Annotated in this window: 16 protein-coding genes; 8 read left to right on the forward strand and 8 right to left on the reverse strand. The window is 64.3% G+C overall.

Going from position 1 to position 15231, the window contains the following annotated elements; genetic code table 11:
• Nucleotides 1–14: 14 nt before the first annotated feature.
• The 4 genes from CEY09_RS21720 to CEY09_RS21735 form a co-directional block, all read right to left on the reverse strand.
• A complete protein-coding gene (locus CEY09_RS21720) occupies nucleotides 15–419 on the reverse strand; it encodes a hypothetical protein (protein WP_006225034.1) in 405 nt (134 codons plus the stop codon).
• A gap of 69 nt (nucleotides 420–488) precedes the next feature.
• The gene (locus tag CEY09_RS21725; protein ID WP_234818371.1) at nucleotides 489–761 is read right to left on the reverse strand and encodes a hypothetical protein; all 273 of its coding nucleotides are present in this window, start codon (nucleotides 759–761) and stop codon (nucleotides 489–491) included.
• A gap of 159 nt (nucleotides 762–920) precedes the next feature.
• Complete coding sequence (locus CEY09_RS21730; RefSeq protein ID WP_088590238.1) at nucleotides 921–1961, reverse strand: LLM class oxidoreductase; 1041 nt, start codon at nucleotides 1959–1961, stop codon at nucleotides 921–923.
• A gap of 27 nt (nucleotides 1962–1988) precedes the next feature.
• The gene (locus CEY09_RS21735) at nucleotides 1989–2630 is read right to left on the reverse strand and encodes a glutathione S-transferase family protein (RefSeq protein ID WP_088590239.1); all 642 of its coding nucleotides are present in this window, start codon (nucleotides 2628–2630) and stop codon (nucleotides 1989–1991) included.
• Nucleotides 2631–2884: 254 nt separating this feature from the next.
• Between CEY09_RS21735 and CEY09_RS21740 the strand changes: the two genes are divergently transcribed.
• From CEY09_RS21740 to CEY09_RS21760, 5 genes are all read left to right on the forward strand, one after another.
• Entirely contained in the window at nucleotides 2885–3013 is a 129-nt protein-coding gene (locus CEY09_RS21740; RefSeq protein WP_006225030.1) for an entericidin A/B family lipoprotein, read from the forward strand.
• Nucleotides 3014–3138: 125 nt separating this feature from the next.
• Complete coding sequence (locus CEY09_RS21745; RefSeq protein WP_088590240.1) at nucleotides 3139–3570, forward strand: BPTD_2524 family lipoprotein; 432 nt, start codon at nucleotides 3139–3141, stop codon at nucleotides 3568–3570.
• Between the two features lie 3 nt (nucleotides 3571–3573).
• Nucleotides 3574–3984 carry a hypothetical protein gene (locus tag CEY09_RS21750; RefSeq protein ID WP_088590241.1) on the forward strand — a complete coding sequence of 137 codons (411 nt, stop codon included), beginning with the start codon at nucleotides 3574–3576 and terminating at the stop codon, nucleotides 3982–3984.
• Between the two features lie 101 nt (nucleotides 3985–4085).
• Complete coding sequence (locus CEY09_RS21755) at nucleotides 4086–5378, forward strand: aspartate carbamoyltransferase (protein ID WP_006225027.1); 1293 nt, start codon at nucleotides 4086–4088, stop codon at nucleotides 5376–5378.
• Between the two features lie 137 nt (nucleotides 5379–5515).
• Complete coding sequence (locus tag CEY09_RS21760; RefSeq protein WP_088590242.1) at nucleotides 5516–6937, forward strand: diguanylate cyclase; 1422 nt, start codon at nucleotides 5516–5518, stop codon at nucleotides 6935–6937.
• 100 nt (nucleotides 6938–7037) lie between these two features.
• Here CEY09_RS21760 and CEY09_RS21765 read toward each other — a convergent pair whose 3' ends face one another.
• Complete coding sequence (locus CEY09_RS21765) at nucleotides 7038–7937, reverse strand: recombination-associated protein RdgC (protein WP_088590243.1); 900 nt, start codon at nucleotides 7935–7937, stop codon at nucleotides 7038–7040.
• Nucleotides 7938–8088: 151 nt separating this feature from the next.
• On the opposite strand from CEY09_RS21765, the gene CEY09_RS21770 reads away from it, so the two are divergent.
• Nucleotides 8089–8298: a hypothetical protein gene (locus CEY09_RS21770; RefSeq protein WP_006225024.1), complete on the forward strand. Its 210-nt coding sequence runs from the start codon at nucleotides 8089–8091 to the stop codon at nucleotides 8296–8298.
• A gap of 482 nt (nucleotides 8299–8780) precedes the next feature.
• On the opposite strand, the gene CEY09_RS21775 is transcribed toward CEY09_RS21770, so the two are convergent.
• The 3 genes from CEY09_RS21775 to CEY09_RS21785 all read right to left on the reverse strand — a co-directional run bounded on the left by CEY09_RS21775 (nucleotide 8781) and on the right by CEY09_RS21785 (nucleotide 12843).
• Nucleotides 8781–10442, reverse strand: a complete 1662-nt coding sequence (locus tag CEY09_RS21775; RefSeq protein ID WP_006225023.1) for an MFS transporter — start codon at nucleotides 10440–10442, stop codon at nucleotides 8781–8783.
• 219 nt (nucleotides 10443–10661) lie between these two features.
• A complete protein-coding gene (locus CEY09_RS21780; RefSeq protein ID WP_088590250.1) occupies nucleotides 10662–12038 on the reverse strand; it encodes a sensor histidine kinase in 1377 nt (458 codons plus the stop codon).
• A gap of 115 nt (nucleotides 12039–12153) precedes the next feature.
• Nucleotides 12154–12843: a response regulator transcription factor gene (locus CEY09_RS21785; protein ID WP_006225021.1), complete on the reverse strand. Its 690-nt coding sequence runs from the start codon at nucleotides 12841–12843 to the stop codon at nucleotides 12154–12156.
• Nucleotides 12844–13210: 367 nt separating this feature from the next.
• Here CEY09_RS21785 and recA point away from each other — a divergent pair, with 367 nt between their 5' ends.
• Nucleotides 13211–14272 carry a recombinase RecA gene (gene recA, locus CEY09_RS21790; protein WP_006225020.1) on the forward strand — a complete coding sequence of 354 codons (1062 nt, stop codon included), beginning with the start codon at nucleotides 13211–13213 and terminating at the stop codon, nucleotides 14270–14272.
• A 129-nt stretch (nucleotides 14273–14401) separates the two neighbouring features.
• A complete protein-coding gene (recX, locus tag CEY09_RS21795; RefSeq protein ID WP_088590244.1) occupies nucleotides 14402–15091 on the forward strand; it encodes a recombination regulator RecX in 690 nt (229 codons plus the stop codon).
• Nucleotides 15092–15231: the final 140 nt, after the last annotated feature.

Below are 15231 nucleotides of genomic sequence, written 5' to 3' on the forward strand. Positions count from 1 at the left end.
GCGGCCTTCGCCTATCAGGAACCCGTGGGGTAGGGCGCCATGCCCAGCGGTGTGCGTGGCGCAAGGTCGCCTACGACATGGCCGACGACGGGCGGGCCGCCTTCAGGTTGCGTGATGATGCCGATGACGCGCGTGATGGCGCTGGCGGGAATATCGGTGCCATGGGCGGGATCCTGCACCAGTTGCCAAATGGTGGCGCTGGCAGGATCGGCATCCTCTTGCGTTTCCGCCGAGGTGTCCAGGCAGCTGCGGGCAAAGAAGGACCAGTCAGACGCGCTGCACGGCAATCCGTGCGCAGTGGCCAAACGGGCCAGGGCCAACGGCGCATCCGGCTGGCCCGCGGCGTGTTGGGCGGCGGCGCCCAGTGAGACGTCCAGCGACAGCAGGCGGAGAAACTCTACGACATTGTCCGAATTCATTGTGGGGGTCTCCTGTAGCTGCTCTGGTTCATGCCGGCGGCCGACGGCCGACCGGTTAAAAGGGGCGTTTCAGCCTGGGCCCTGTCCCAGCATCGACACCAGCGATTTTTTCAGTCGGGCTGAAAAAATCGGTACCGTATGAGAAACGCCGTTCCGGTCGACGCCTTCCTTCAGTTCGACCGATTGCCCAAGGAAGATTTCCGGCGCGGCGTTGATTTCGTTGTAGCGGGCAAGCAGTTCGTCAACGTGTTCTTGCGCGTCAGCCAGCGTGCTGCTGTCCGCGAGCTTGCCGGCGGCATGGGCTTGCAGGATTCGGTGCAGATCGTCGATGAACAGCGCCAATGCCGCTTGTCCACGGCATTGAGGCTGTTCCCAGCCCCAGCCCTGGGGGGCTGCGCCAGCGTTCTGCGGTACAGGTTTTTTGTTCATTTTCGAATCCTAATCCATTGCCGGCAAATACGCGACAGCCGCGGCCGGGGCCGCATTGTAGGTCGGAGGGGCTTACCAGCGGGCGGGGGCGGGCGGTGGCCCCTCATGCGTCGGAAAGTGGGGCAGGACTTCCTCGGCCAGTTCCTGGATGACCTCGGCAGCGGGGCGCGCTGAGAATTGGATGCCCAGCGCCGCGTGGTTGACGCCCGCCTCCTGCCAGCGCGCCAGCAGATCGAGCAGGCCCCGCCTTCCCGTGCGCAGGACGTAGCCGCCTTGCATGGGCGTACGCGGATAGTCCGGGTCGGCGCTCAGGTCCAGCCATTCGTTGGTGGCGTGCGGGCGGAATCCGGCGTCGGGAATCCGTGCGCGCCAGGCGCGGATCTTCTGCGCCAGCCGTTGCGGACCCGCGTCGTCGTGCGTGCTATCGGGGTAGGTCAGCCAGCCATCCGCGTGTTCGGCTACCCATTGCGGCGTTTGCTGGCAGGAACCCGTGATCAGCAGCGGGACGCGCCCCACCGCCGGTTTGGGCAGAAGCTGAGGGCCAGCCAGGCGGCCCAGCGGGGAATCGATGGCACCGTGGGGGGCATGCATCAGTTGGCGGAAGTAAGACACGGTTTGCGCGAAACGCTCGCCGCGTTGCGCAGGATCCAGTCCATACGCGGGGAACTCGACGGGGCGGTCGCCCGAGGCGATGCCCATGACGAGCCTGCCCCCAGACAGGCGGTCAAGCGTGGCGGCCGCCTTGGCCAGGTCGATCGGGTGCCGCAAGGGAAAGACGGCGCTGCCGGTGGCAAGCCCGATGCGCTCGGTGCGGGCCGCCAAATAGGCTAGATAGGAAAAGGGGTCGAAGACCTGGCCCGCGTCGCCAAAGTTCGGGTCGAACAAGGGCACGTCGCGGACCCACACGGCGGCGAATCCCCGGCGGTCCAGGTCGGCGACCAGGTCGGCCTGCCCTTGCAGCACCGCCATGTCGCCTTGGTAGAAGCGTAAGGGCAGGAAAATGCCTATCGTCAGTTGGTTGGGAGCGAACATGCGCCGGTAGCCCGGGTGCATGGCGAAGGCGGGCGCCGAGACGCCGGCAGGTGTCGAAGGGACAGTCGGAGAGTCAGTCATGGAATCGGGGGGCAGGAGGTCAGGAAGTCAGGGGCCGACGGCCGGTTGGGGCAGGGTGATGCCGCGTTGCACGGCCGGGCGCTGGCTGGCTCGCTGATGCCATGCGCTCAGGTGTTCATGCTGGCTGAAGTTGAATTCGACGATCTGCGCGATGTGCATCCAGCCGAAGGTGGCGATATCGGCGATGGAAAAGTCGTCGCCGGCCAGCCACGGGCGCTGCGCCAGGCGCGCGTCGAGGACGGCGAAGGTGTCTTCACTCAGGCGGCGAAAGCGCTGGATGGCCGCGTCATGGCGCTCGGCCGCAAAGCACTCGGCATGCACGCGCTGGCCCAGAAGGGGGCCCATGCTGGCGCTATGGAACATCAGCCAGGTGATGGCTTCCCATCGCCCCTTGGTGTCGCCGGGGAGCAGGCGTCCGGTCTTGTCGGCCAGGTACAGCAGGATGGCGGCCGACTCGAACACGGTGATGCCCGTGGCGGCGTCATGCAGCACGGGAATGCGGCCATGGGGATTCAGCGCCAGGAAAGCGGGATGGCGGTGCTCGCCCTGGTCGATGCGCACGTGGTGGAGGGTGTAGGGCAGCGCCAATTCCTCCAGCGCGATAGTGATCTTGAAGCCGTTGGGCGAGCTGTCCGTGTAGAGATGCAAGGTTGGGACGGTCATGGACATGGAAAGGAGTCTGGCTATTTCCTGGGCTACAGGCTTGATCCCATTCTGTATTCCATGTCGAACCCCGTAAAACGATCGTTTCTGGCCTAAGAGAAGAGATTTTCTAACGTGACAGAGGGCAAGCTGCCGGCGTGTTCGAGAAATCGCTTGCGTGGCCGGATCGCAACCGTCCCGCCGCCGTATCCGGATGATGCGCAGATGAGGGCCTTTGGGGTATGCTGGCTTCGGTTTCCACGCCCAGACAGGAGAGGTTTATGAAGAACAGAGTCGTTCTCGTCATGCTGCTTTCGATCGCCGCCCTTACGGCCGGCTGCAATACCGTTGCGGGCGCTGGCAAGGACATCCAGCGAGGCGGGGAGAAGATCGAGGGTGCAGCGAAGTAAGTTGCCCTCCCGCTGCCGCATAGCCGGCTCAAGGCCACGCCAGAAATGCCCAGACATTTCCCGCGTGGCCTTTTTGCGGCCGCTGGCATAATCGCGGGAGTCCGAATTTCAACGCGGGAAGAATCATGCGCAAGTCAGTATGGGTAGGTGTAACGTTGGCGGCACTGTTGGCCGGTTGCGCAAGCAAGGGCGTCTACGAGGCCGACACCGTGAAGAAAGAAACCTTCAGCGTCGACACCAATTACCAGGCCGCCTTCCGCCGTGGTGGTGAATATGTCCGCGCCTGCCACGTGAACGTGCAGCATCCTTATGGCATCGCTTACGCATGGCGCCACTCCCTGGGCGAAAAGGGCGCGCCCGACGAAATCCAGCTGTACAAGGTGGGCGAACCCGCCACCGTGCTGGAACTGATTTCGGCGGAAGCTGACGGCCCCGCCAAATCCAGGGTGACGGTGACCGTGCTGGGCGAAGGGCGTTGGGATGCGGCCGAAATCGCAGCTGCCCGCGCCTCGATCCAGAGCGCGACGCCCGTTTGCCGCTCAGGCAACGGCGGCTGACGCATGGATCCCCGCGCGCAGCAGATCCGATCCACGGGCATCGCGTTCTCGCTGTTGGCGGGGGCGTTCCGCTTTCTAGGCTGGTTGAACGGGGGCGCAGCACTGGCCCTGGTGGCCTTTTCACTGGGGATCGTGGGCGGCGACATCGCCGCGCCGGACCTCCAGTTGCCGCTGGCCCTGTTCCTGGCCGGACTGCTCGTGTCGTGCCTGGGGCTGCTGTTCGCCTACCTGGCGCAGGTCAGCCTGTTGCGTCAGGGCTACACGGGGCACCTGACGCGCGGCCATTGGCCGGCCCAGTTGTTGGCGATGATTTGCTATCTGCTTGGCGCGCTGGCGTTCTGCGCGGCGTGCTGGTTCTCTCTGGGGCAGGGGGCGGCGGACGCCCAACAAATGACGTCCTACGCCAGCCGTTAGAATCCAAGGGTAAACCCGTGTACGCAAAAGTGTTGGACTTGCACTTGCGTTGAGAATAATATGCGCGGTGCGTATATAAATCCTCTTTCTCGGGGCCCGTCATGACCATCTCCCAGCAAGCCTTCCTGCGCGACGCCATGCGCCGCTTGAACCTCACGCGCGACGTGTTCGCGACCCGGATCGGCGTGAAACGCCGGGCGTTGGATACCTGGTTGCTGCCCGAAGGTTCGCAGGAATTTCGCGCCATGCCGGAAGTGGTGCAGCGTTTCGTCAGCGAAATCGTGCAGAACGGCGTGTTGCTGGAAAAGTATACGCAAAGCGTACAAGATGGCCCCTTGCGCGAGCGTATCGCCGTGGAAGGCAAGCATCAGCTGCTGTCGGTGGACCAGTTCACGCGCGAATCGGTCGAAGACCTGTTCCGCGTGGCTGACATGATGCAGCCCATCGCGCGCCGCCAGAAAGTGTCGCGCGTGCTGGAAGGCGCCGTGCTGGGCAACCTGTTCTTCGAAGCCAGCACGCGTACCCGCGTCAGCTTCGGTTCGGCGTTCTGCCGCCTGGGCGGCTCCGTCTGCGACACGACGGGCTTTACGTTTTCGTCGATGGCCAAGGGCGAATCCATCTATGACACCAGCCGCGTCATGAGCGGCTACGTGGACGCCATGGTGATCCGCCATCCGGACCAGGGTTCGGTCGCGGAATTCGCGCGTGCCACCAACATCCCGGTGGTCAACGGTGGCGACGGCCCGGGCGAACACCCCAGCCAGGCCCTGCTGGACCTGTACACGATCCTGACCGAGTTCTCGCGCCTGGGCAAGTTGCTGGACGGCGCCCACATCGCCATGGTCGGCGACTTGAAGTACGGCCGCACCGTGCATTCGCTGATCAAGCTGATGGCGCTGTACAAGAACGTGAAGTTCTCGCTGGTGTCGCCTAAAGGCCTGGAAATGCCCAGCTACATCATCGAGCAGGCCAGCCGCAACGGCAACGTGATCGAACAGAAGACGTCGCTGGCCGAAGGCCTGTCCGGCGCCGACGTGATCTACGCGACGCGCGTGCAGAAAGAACGCTTCGCCAACGAAGAGAATGAAGGCTACACGCCGGACTTCCAGATCAACCGCGCCATCATCGACGCGTATTGCAGCCCCGAGACGATCGTGATGCACCCGTTGCCGCGCGACAGCCGTCCGGGCGCCAACGACCTGAGCGTGGATCTGAACCACGATCCGCGCCTGGCCATCTTCCGCCAGACTGACAACGGCATCCCCATCCGCATGGCGATCTTCGCGGTGCTGCTGGGCGTGGAAGGCCTGGTGCAGCACTCGCTGCGCGATGTGACCTGGCAGCACCCGTCGCACGTGGGCCCCGACGACTCCGTCTTCCACGGCCTGGAATAAGCGCGGCGGCCTTCAGCCCCCGCCGCCTGGCTGCGCCACGGCGGGGCAGTCATTGAGATTTGAAGGATAATCCGCGCTGTCTTTCTGTCGCGTGTCGCTCCGAGACACGCGTGGAAAATTTTGGGGCGGATGATTCTATGTCTTCGAGCAATAGCGCGGTTCCGGCGTGGACGGGCGGCGCGGGCCAGGCGTGCTACCTGAGCGCGTCCAACGCGCAAGCCTGGGAAGCGGTCTATCAATCGGTCGACGCCTATACGCGCGGCCAGGTCGCGGCGGTGGTGGGCGATAGCGCCAAAGAACTGGTGGACGCCTTCTATTCCACCTTGCTGGCGGATGCCGAGGCGGGGCCCCGCCTGTCCCACGAGATCGTCGCGACCCGCCTGCACAGCGGCATGAAGCTCTGGTTGAAGGGCCTGCTCTGCGTGCGCGACCAGGGCGATATCGTCGCGTTGATGGCGACCCAGAAGAAAGTGGGCGAAGTGCATGCCCGCGTTCATATCCCGATCCATCTGGTGATGGCCGGCGCCCGCATCCTGAAGAATGAAATCGCCGAACGCCTGCGCGCAAGCGATCTGGACGGGACGGCGGCCTCCATTGCCACGCAGTACGTCTGTAATCTTTTCGACCTGGCGATCGAGCAGATGAGCCGCGCCTTCATGCGCGATATCAACCGCGGTGCGCGCAATGACGAAGCGTATCGCTTGTTCGCGCTGGGGCAGAACATCTCGACCGAACGCGAGCGCCAACGCGCCGCGCTGCTGGAATGGAGCCAGGCCGTGCTGATCGGCCTGCATTACCGCGCGCCGGAGCAGGCGTTGCCGCGGTTGGCGGCTTCGGAGTTCGGGTTGTGGCTGCAGCACAAGGGCGGCGTGCTGTTCGAAAGCGCACCCGCGTTGCGCCAGATCACCGAAGCCGTGACGCGGTTGGACGACGTGGTGCTGCCGCGGTTGATGCTGGCGGACGCGCAGCAGCAGGTGTCGATGCCCGACCAGGTGCGCGAGCTGCAGGAGCTGGTGGCGCGCATCAAGCATCTGCTCAATGGCCTGTTCGACATGGTGGCCGAGATCGAGAGCGGCAGCGACCCGCTTACCAACGTGCTGAACCGGCGCTTTCTGCCGTCGGTGGTGGGGCGCGAAATCGCCATTTCCACGCGTCAGGGCAGCCGCTTTTCAGTGCTGCTGCTGGACATCGACCACTTCAAGGCGATCAACGACGCGCATGGGCATTCCGGCGGCGATCACGTGTTGCGGCAGTTTGCCGAAGTGGTGCATCAGGCGTGCCGGTCCAGCGACTTCGTGTTCCGTTACGGCGGTGAAGAGTTCCTGGTGGTGCTGGTGGATACGGGGCAAGAGGCCGCGTTGGCGGCGGCCGAGAAGCTGGGCGCCGAAATCCGCCGGCACAAGTTCGCGATTCCCGAAGCGGGCGCCTTGGGCATTACGGCAAGCATCGGCGTGGCCACGTTCGACGGCCACCCGGACTATGCGTATCTGATCGACCGCGCTGACAAGGCCCTGTACCGCGCCAAGCAGGAGGGGCGGGACCGCAGCGTGGCGGCCTGAACAGGGCGTGCGGGAAATAGCGGGCTGGAACCGAAAATAAAAAAGGCCGCTCTATTCAAGAGCGGCCTTTTGCGACGCGTGGGTCTTTCGCGCGTACGGCTTAGATCTTCTTTTCGCCGCCCAACGCCTCGACCAGCTCGGCCATCATCTTGGCCAGTTCGCCCGTCATCAGCATCATGTCGGAATCGAACTTCTCGTCGTCGTTTGCGGCGACGCCTTCGTTGCCTTCCTTCAGCACGTCCAGCGGCGACACGCGCTTGACGTCCAGGCCTTCGGTCAGGACGAAGGAAATACGGTCGGCCCACGTCATGGCCAGGCGCGTGCACTGCTTGCCCGACTGGATGTGGCGGCGCACGTCGTCGGCGTCGATGGAGTGCTTCACGTAGCGGATGGCCGCGCCGCTTTCACCCGACGAACGCAGTTCGGTGTCCTGGTCGATGGTGAAGTTGGAGGGGGCCTCGTCTTCCGCCAGCCAGCCCGTCATCGCGGAGGCGGGCGATTGCGCCACGTACAGGTTTTCCAGCGGGAACGGGTCGACGCACTTGGCCAACAGGCCGATGACTTCGTCGGCCTTCGCGGACGCGGCGGCGTCGATGACCAGCCAATGGTTCTGCGGGTCGATCCAGACGCGGGTGTCACGGTACACGCTGAAGGCGCGCGGCAGGAGCTCGTCCGTGACGCGTTCCTTGATTTCCTTCATCTGCTTGCGGCCCGGCTTGTAGCCTTGCTGCTCTTCGATCTCCTGGGCGCGCGCTTTGGCGACCTGGTTCACGACGGTGCCGGGCAGAAGCTTCTTCTCGGCGCGCAGCGACAGCAGGATCTGGCCATTCACGACATGGGCGAGCCCGCCGTTTTCGCGCGGCGGGACCCAGCCCAGGCTTTGCATTTCGAGGTTGTTGCCCGCTTGGTAGGCGTGGCGCGCAAGCGTTTCTTCAAGCTGATCGCCAACGAGAGTCCACGGCGAGGAGAGGCGGTAAATCTTGAGGTTTTTGAACCACATGAGCGTCGGCCAAAAGGGTTGATTCTATACGACGCGGCCGGTTTGCCGAAGTGCTGCAATACGGTTGCGACAGGCGACACGTTCTGTCACTGACACGCGCGGGCCTATGCGTTAACTTCCGCGCACCGAACATGGAATCGGAGAGGAATACATGAAAATCATTGGCGCCATCCTGATCGTCCTGGGCATCGCGGCCCTGGCCTACAAGGGCTTCAACTACAAGTCCGAAGAAACCGTCTTGCAGATCGGTTCGGTGAAGGCCACGGCCGAAACCGAGAAGTCGGTCCCCATCCCGACCTGGGCCGGCATCGCGGCCATCGTGGCTGGCGTGTTGGCGATCGGCGTCGGCATGCGCCGTTGACAGGTGGCCGGCCCGGCCGGTCCCCAGCGTGATCATGGCGGCCGCTTAGCGGCCGCCATTTTTTATTTGCTCGGCGCAAAAAAAAAGCGGCCCGGCTCAATAAAGGCCGGGCCGGTACGGGAGCACACAATACCGCGTCATAAAAGGCTCGCGGGGAACGCGGTATCGGTGTCAGAACACTAGCCCTGCAATCGTCTGACAGGGGGATCAATCGTCAGCCGATCTGGCGCAAGGCCGTAATCTGAGGCGCCAGTCTAAGCGGGAGGGTCTGACAGCGTCCTGAAAGTGGGCAAGAGATTTTGGGCGACACCCGCAAAGTCGCCGTTTCAGGACGATGACCGTCCCTAGCCTTATGACCTTCGCAAAAATAGCCTTTTCCCGCTGAAGCATGCGTGGGGTAGGGCCACATAAAAAAAAAGCTCCATAAGGAGCTTTTAAAGGCCGGGCAGGCGCAGCAGTCCCGCCCGGCGGGGGATGGTCGTTTATGCGTTGATGTCGTTGTCCTTGGATTCGCGCACGAACAGCGTGCCGATGACCAGGGTCATGACTGCGATGATGATCGGGTACCACAGGCCGTCGTAGATGTTGCCGGTGGCAGCAACCACGGCGAAGGCGACCGGGGGCAGGAAGCCGCCGAACCAGCCGTTGCCGATGTGGTACGGCAAGCTCATCGAGGTGTAGCGGATGCGCGTCGGGAACATTTCCACCAGCATCGCGGCGATGGGGCCGTAGACCATGGTCACGTAAAGCACCAGGATCGCCAGCAGCACCACGACCATGACGTTGTTGCTTTGCGCCGGGTCAGCCTTGGCGGGGTAGCCGTGGCTGCGGATCGCGGTGGTCAGCGCCTTGTCCAGTTCGGCGGCCTTGGCCTTGAAGTCGGCGGGGGCCATGGCCTTGCCGTCGAACGAGGCGAACTCGTCGTTGCCGATCTTGACCTTGGCGACCGAGCCAGCCGGCGCGGTTTCGTTCTTGTAGTTCACCGAGTTGCGGGCCATGAAGGATTTCACGACGTCGCAAGAGCTGGTGAACGCGGACGTGCCCACCGGGTTGAACTGGAACGAGCAAGTGCTCGGGTCGGCGATGACCGTGACCGGGGCTGTCGCCTGGGCCTTTTCCAGCGCCGGGTTGGCGAAGTGGGTGATGCCCTGGAAGATCGGGAAGTAGGTCGCAGCCGCGATCAGGCAGCCTGCCATGATGATGGGCTTGCGGCCGATCTTGTCCGACAGCGCGCCGAAGACCACGAAGAACGGGGTGCCGATCAGGAGCGCGATCGCGATCATGATGTTGGCGGTGTTGGCATCGACCTTCAACGTTTGCGTCAGGAAGAACAAGGCGTAGAACTGGCCCGTGTACCAGACCACGGCCTGGCCGGCGGTCAGGCCCAGCAGCGCCAGGATCACGACCTTCAGGTTCTTCCACTGGCCGAACGATTCAGCGATCGGCGCCTTTGAACCCTTGCCTTCTTCCTTCATGCGCTTGAAGGTGGGCGATTCGCTCAGTTGCAGGCGGATCCACACCGAGATGCCCAGCAGCACGACCGAGATCAGGAACGGAATGCGCCAGCCCCAGGCTTTGAAGTCGTCTTCGCCCATGACCGTGCGGATGCCCAGGATGACCAGCAGCGACAGGAACAGGCCCAGCGTTGCGGTGGTCTGGATCCACGACGTGTAGAAGCCGCGGCGGCCATGCGGGGCGTGTTCGGCGACGTAAGTTGCCGCGCCGCCGTATTCGCCGCCCAGCGCCAGGCCTTGCAGCAGGCGCAGCACGATCAGGATGGCCGGTGCGGCCAAACCGATGCTGGCGTAGCTGGGCAGCACGCCCACGAGGAATGTCGACAGGCCCATGATCACGATCGTGACCAGGAAGGTGTATTTGCGTCCGACCAGATCACCCAGGCGGCCGAACACCAGCGCGCCGAACGGCCGCACGGCAAAGCCCGCTGCAAACGCCAGCAGCGCGAAGATGAACCCCGCAGTGGGGTTCACGCCCGAGAAAAAGTGCTGCGCGATGATGGCCGCGAGCGAGCCGTAAAGATAAAAGTCGTACCACTCGAAAACCGTGCCCAGGGACGACGCGAAGATGACGCGGCGTTCATCCTTGGTCATCGGGCGCGGTTCCGCGGAGGGACCGCGGCCTGCCATGGTTGTTGTGCTCATGATGTCTCCTCGTTTTAGGCCGGCGGTTTTCCGCCGTGCTTGACCCTCCGCCGGCGAGCCGACATCGAGCTATACGCAACATTGAGGCGCGAGGCTGACGAGGTTCTGACGTAACCCTTACCCGAATCTTAAAATTGAAACATTATGTAATCACTGCGTGCGGAGCTAGGGATAGTCCTTAGCCGCGCCGGGGGACCGCGCGCATCAAGTCTCAGGCAGGTCAGGGTGCTCGGCGTACATCGGGAATACCACGCGAATGCGCGTGCCCGGCAGGTCCGAGTGCGTGTTGGGGTGGTCGCTCACCACCACGGTGGCTTGATGCTTCTGGGCGATTTCACGCACGATCGCCAGGCCCAGCCCGCTGCCGTCCGACGCCGTGCCCAGCACCCGGTAGAAGCGGTCGAACACGCGCTCGCGTTCTTCGGGGGGAATGCCCGGGCCGGAATCCTCGACTTCCAGCACCGCTTCGTCGCCCACGCGCTGCACGCGCACCGTGATGTGGCCGCCGCGCGGCGTGTAGCGCAGCGCGTTGTCGACCAGGTTGTTCAGCAGTTCCGCCAGCAGCAAGGGGTTGCCGCTGATTTCGACGGGATCGTCCGACCCCTCGAAGCCCAGGTCGGTGCTGAGCGACAGGGCCTGAGGCACCCAATGCATGGCTTGCTCGTAAGCGATGGCGTTCAAGTCGGTGCGCGTCAGGCCGATGGCGCTGGGGTTTTCGGCGCGCGCCAGCAGCAGTAACTGATTGACCAGCCGGGTGGCGCGCTCCGACCCGGTCACCAACTGGCGCAGGCTGGACTGCATTTCCTCTGGGCTGGCGTCGCGCAACGCCAGCTCGGCCTGCGTGCGCAGGCCCGCCAGCGGCGTCTTCAGCTGATGGGCGGCATCGGCTACGAAGCGGCGTTGCGCCTGGACGTTGGCGGACAGGCGGTCCAGCAGGTCGTTCATGGCCGCCACCAGCGGGGCGATCTCGGACGGCGCCGCACGTTCATCGATGGGGGAGAGGTCGTCGGGACGCCGGGCACGCAGGCGTTGCTGCAAGGCGTTCAACGGCGCCACGCCACGCGACAGCCCGAACCAGACCAGCAGCACGGCGATCGGCAGCACCACGAACTGGGGAATGATCACGCCCTTGATGATGTCGTTGGCCAACTGCGTGCGCTTTTCCACGGTTTCGGCCACGATCAGCAACGCAGGCTGGGTGTTGGGCAGGTTCAGGTCGACCCACGTGAACGCAAGCCGGATGCCGAAGCCGCGCATGGTGTCGTCTTCGTACTGGACCTCGCCGGGACGCGGCTGGCCCACGGAGGCCGGCAGCGGCAGGGCGCGGTCGCCCCCCAGGTATTCGCCGCGGCTGCCCAGCGCCAGCCAGAACACACTGTCGGTCTCGTCGGCGCGCAGCACGTCGCGCGCCGGGTCGGTCATTTTCAGCACCGCGCGGCCGTCCTGCGCGTGGACCTGGCGCGTCAGCACGTGGAGGTTATTGGCCAGCGCCCGGTCGTACGGCACGTTGGCGATGTTCTGCGCGACGACGTAGGTGATCGCCACGCTCATGGGCCACAGCAGGAACAGCGGCGCGAGCATCCAGTCCAGGATCTCGCCCAGCAGCGAGCGTTGGGGCGGTGCGAAGCTCGGGCCCTTGGACCCGGCTTGCATGATATCCAGCGCTTCCTGATTCAGCGGTTCTGGCCGCGCAGGCTCAGCTGGCGAGATACGCGGCACCCTGGTCCCGCTCCAGACAGTAGCCCAGGCCGCGCACCGTCACGATCTTCACGCCGCTGGGCTCGAGCTTCTTGCGCAGCCGGTGCACATAGACTTCGATGGCGTTGGTGCTGACTTCTTCGCCCCATTCGCACAGGTGGTCCACCAGTTGCGTCTTGCTGACCATGCGGCCGCTGCGGGTCAACAGGATCTCCAGAAGGCTGACTTCGCGCGCGGACAGGTCCAGCGTCTGGTCGTCCACGATGGCGACGCGGCCGGTCTGGTCGAACAACAGCCGGCCGTGCTTGATCATCGTGGCGCCGCCGCCGGCGCCGCGGCGGGTCAATGCCCGCACGCGCGCTTCCAGTTCGGACAGCGCAAAGGGTTTGGCCATGTAGTCGTCGGCGCCCAGGTCCAGGCCCTTGACGCGCTGCTCGATGCTGTCGGCGGCGGTCAGGATCAGGACGGGCAAGGCGGAATTGCGGGCGCGCAGGCGGCGCAGCACTTCCAGGCCGGCCAACTGCGGCAGGCCCAGGTCAAGGATGAGCAGGTCGAAGGCCTGGGCCGCCAGCGCCGAATCGGCGGCCAGCCCGTCGCGTACGGCGTCCACGGCATAGCCGTTGTGGCGCAAGGACCGGGACAGGCCGTCGGCCAGAATGCTGTCGTCTTCGGCGATCAGGATACGCATGGGCTGCTAATGAAGGGGTCCCTGTGCCGCCAGCGCTTTGCGCGCTTGCTGCCCCTCTATGGGAGGCTATCCGCCTTGTGGGCGGCCCGGCGGCGGAAAAGGGACGAAACGCCGGGTTCTCCTTCGATTCTGTCATATGGCGGGGGGCTTGCCCACTCAGGGTATACGTGCAAAACTCTGGCACACTGGTTTTTTGTACAGTACAATCCGATGCCATAATCTGCACATGAATCAAAAGCGCGAAGCAACCTTGAGCGCAACTGACGCATAAGCTGACGCATTAGCCATATCTACAGCCAGACCCCAGCCTGACCGGCGACTTCTCCGGCACCCTTCGACACCAGATACGTTACAGACAGGACTCTACATGGACGACAAAACCACCAAGGCCGCCGCATCGGAAAAGGCCAAGGCGCTTGCCGCCGCGCTCTCGCAGATCGAAAAGCAGTTCGGCAAGGGCTCGATCATGCGCTACGGCGACAACGAGGTCTCGCACGATATCCAGGTCGTCTCCACGGGTTCCCTGGGGCTGGACATTGCGCTGGGCGTCGGTGGCTTGCCGCGTGGCCGCGTGGTCGAAATCTACGGTCCGGAATCGTCGGGCAAGACCACGCTTACGCTGCAGGTCATCGCTGAAATGCAGAAGATCGGCGGCACCTGCGCCTTCGTCGACGCGGAACACGCGCTGGACGTGCAGTACGCCAACAAGCTGGGCGTGAACCTGACCGATCTGCTGATCTCGCAGCCGGACACGGGCGAACAGGCGTTGGAAATCACCGATGCGCTGGTGCGTTCGGGCTCGGTCGACCTGATCGTCATCGACTCGGTGGCCGCCCTGGTGCCCAAGGCTGAAATCGAAGGCGAAATGGGCGATTCGCTGCCTGGCCTGCAAGCCCGCCTGATGAGCCAGGCGCTGCGCAAGCTGACCGCCACGATCAAGCGCACCAACTGCATGGTCATCTTCATCAACCAGATCCGCATGAAGATCGGCGTGATGTTCGGCAACCCCGAAACCACCACCGGCGGCAACGCGTTGAAGTTCTACGCCTCCGTGCGCCTGGACATCCGCCGCATCGGTTCCATCAAGAAGGGCGACGAGGTCGTCGGCAACGAAACCCGCGTCAAGGTGGTGAAGAACAAGGTGGCGCCGCCGTTCAAGCAGGCCGAATTCGACATCATGTACGGTGCCGGCATTTCGCGCGAAGGCGAAATCATCGACTTGGGCGTGGCCGCCAGCGTGGTGGACAAGTCCGGTGCGTGGTACAGCTACAACGGCAATCGCATCGGCCAGGGCAAGGACAATGTCCGCGAATACCTGAAAGAGCACAAGGAAATCGCCATCGAGATCGAGAACCGCGTTCGTGAGAACCAGGGCATCGTCAGCCGTGCGGCCGAGTTCGTCCCCACGGCGGAAGACACTGCCGAATAAGCAATCTTGCGGGCGCCTGCGGATCTCCGCAGGCGCGTTGCACATTGTTTGCGCCGTTGCCCCGGGCCCGGCGAGATGCGGCAGGCGCCATGACGGGCCTGCCGTTTTTGCATAGCAAGCAGGAAGCGCATGAGCTGGAAATCGACCCCCGCGTCAGCCAACCGTCTTCGCGCCAAGCTGGATGACGAGTTTGAAACCGTCGCCAAGCCCCAGGGCTTGCGGCGGAGTTCCGATGCGCGCCGTGAACAGGAATCTGCGGCGCCCGCCGCCGATCCGGGTGAATGGCAGCGCAGTTCCGAGCAGCGACCGGCCCCCCGCGGCCACCGCGCAGCCCGCGCCGAAGACCAAGCCGGCGCGGAAGACGGCAAGCCCGAACGCAAAGGGCCATCGCTGAAGATGCGCGCGGTGGGGTATTTGTCGCGGCGCGAGCATGCGCGCGAAGAATTGGCCCGCAAACTGTTGGCTTACGCCGAAGACGCGGCTGAGGTCGAAGCGGTGCTGGATGCGCTGGAAAAAGAAGGCTGGCTATCCACCGAGCGTTTTGCGCAAAGCCTGGTGCACCGGCGCGCGTCGCGCCAGGGCGCGGCCCGCATTGTGCAGGAACTGCGCCAGCATGGCGTGGACGCCAACCAGGTGGCTGAATTGCGCGACCAGTTGCGCGCCACCGAATACGACCGGGCGCTGGAAGTCTGGAAGAAGCGTTTCGACGCAAAGCCCGCCGACCGCGCGGCCTACGCCAAACAAGCCCGCTTCCTGGCCAGCCGCGGATTCGCCCACGACGTCATCCGCCGCATCGTGGGCGACAGCGACGAAGACTAAGCGCGCGCGCTGCGCGGCGGCCCTTTTCCCCGCCGGGCCGCCCCAAGGGGAAAAAGCCCCCTCGGGGGGCAGCAAGCGTGCGAAGCATGCGCAGCGTGGGGGCGCCTTTTCCCCGCCGGGCCGCCCCAAGGGGAAAAAGC

Origin of the sequence: Achromobacter marplatensis, from assembly GCF_002209535.1 — a bacterium.
In the GTDB taxonomy this organism is placed as follows: Bacteria; Pseudomonadota; Gammaproteobacteria; order Burkholderiales; family Burkholderiaceae_B; genus Achromobacter; species Achromobacter marplatensis.

What these genes read in the sequence shown, in the direction of transcription:
- CEY09_RS21720 (WP_006225034.1), bottom strand. Translation starts at nt 419, where the DNA reads ATGAATTCGGACAATGTCGTAGAGTTTCTCCGCCTGCTGTCGCTGGAC.
- CEY09_RS21730 (WP_088590238.1), bottom strand. Translation starts at nt 1,961, where the DNA reads ATGACTGACTCTCCGACTGTCCCTTCGACACCTGCCGGCGTCTCGGCG.
- CEY09_RS21735 (WP_088590239.1), bottom strand. Translation starts at nt 2,630, where the DNA reads ATGTCCATGACCGTCCCAACCTTGCATCTCTACACGGACAGCTCGCCC.
- CEY09_RS21740 (WP_006225030.1), top strand. Translation starts at nt 2,885, where the DNA reads ATGAAGAACAGAGTCGTTCTCGTCATGCTGCTTTCGATCGCCGCCCTT.
- CEY09_RS21745 (WP_088590240.1), top strand. Translation starts at nt 3,139, where the DNA reads ATGCGCAAGTCAGTATGGGTAGGTGTAACGTTGGCGGCACTGTTGGCC.
- CEY09_RS21750 (WP_088590241.1), top strand. Translation starts at nt 3,574, where the DNA reads ATGGATCCCCGCGCGCAGCAGATCCGATCCACGGGCATCGCGTTCTCG.
- CEY09_RS21755 (WP_006225027.1), top strand. Translation starts at nt 4,086, where the DNA reads ATGACCATCTCCCAGCAAGCCTTCCTGCGCGACGCCATGCGCCGCTTG.
- CEY09_RS21760 (WP_088590242.1), top strand. Translation starts at nt 5,516, where the DNA reads ATGTCTTCGAGCAATAGCGCGGTTCCGGCGTGGACGGGCGGCGCGGGC.
- CEY09_RS21765 (WP_088590243.1), bottom strand. Translation starts at nt 7,937, where the DNA reads ATGTGGTTCAAAAACCTCAAGATTTACCGCCTCTCCTCGCCGTGGACT.
- CEY09_RS21770 (WP_006225024.1), top strand. Translation starts at nt 8,089, where the DNA reads ATGAAAATCATTGGCGCCATCCTGATCGTCCTGGGCATCGCGGCCCTG.
- CEY09_RS21775 (WP_006225023.1), bottom strand. Translation starts at nt 10,442, where the DNA reads ATGGCAGGCCGCGGTCCCTCCGCGGAACCGCGCCCGATGACCAAGGAT.
- CEY09_RS21780 (WP_088590250.1), bottom strand. Translation starts at nt 12,038, where the DNA reads ATGCTCGCGCCGCTGTTCCTGCTGTGGCCCATGAGCGTGGCGATCACC.
- CEY09_RS21785 (WP_006225021.1), bottom strand. Translation starts at nt 12,843, where the DNA reads ATGCGTATCCTGATCGCCGAAGACGACAGCATTCTGGCCGACGGCCTG.
- recA (WP_006225020.1), top strand. Translation starts at nt 13,211, where the DNA reads ATGGACGACAAAACCACCAAGGCCGCCGCATCGGAAAAGGCCAAGGCG.
- recX (WP_088590244.1), top strand. Translation starts at nt 14,402, where the DNA reads ATGAGCTGGAAATCGACCCCCGCGTCAGCCAACCGTCTTCGCGCCAAG.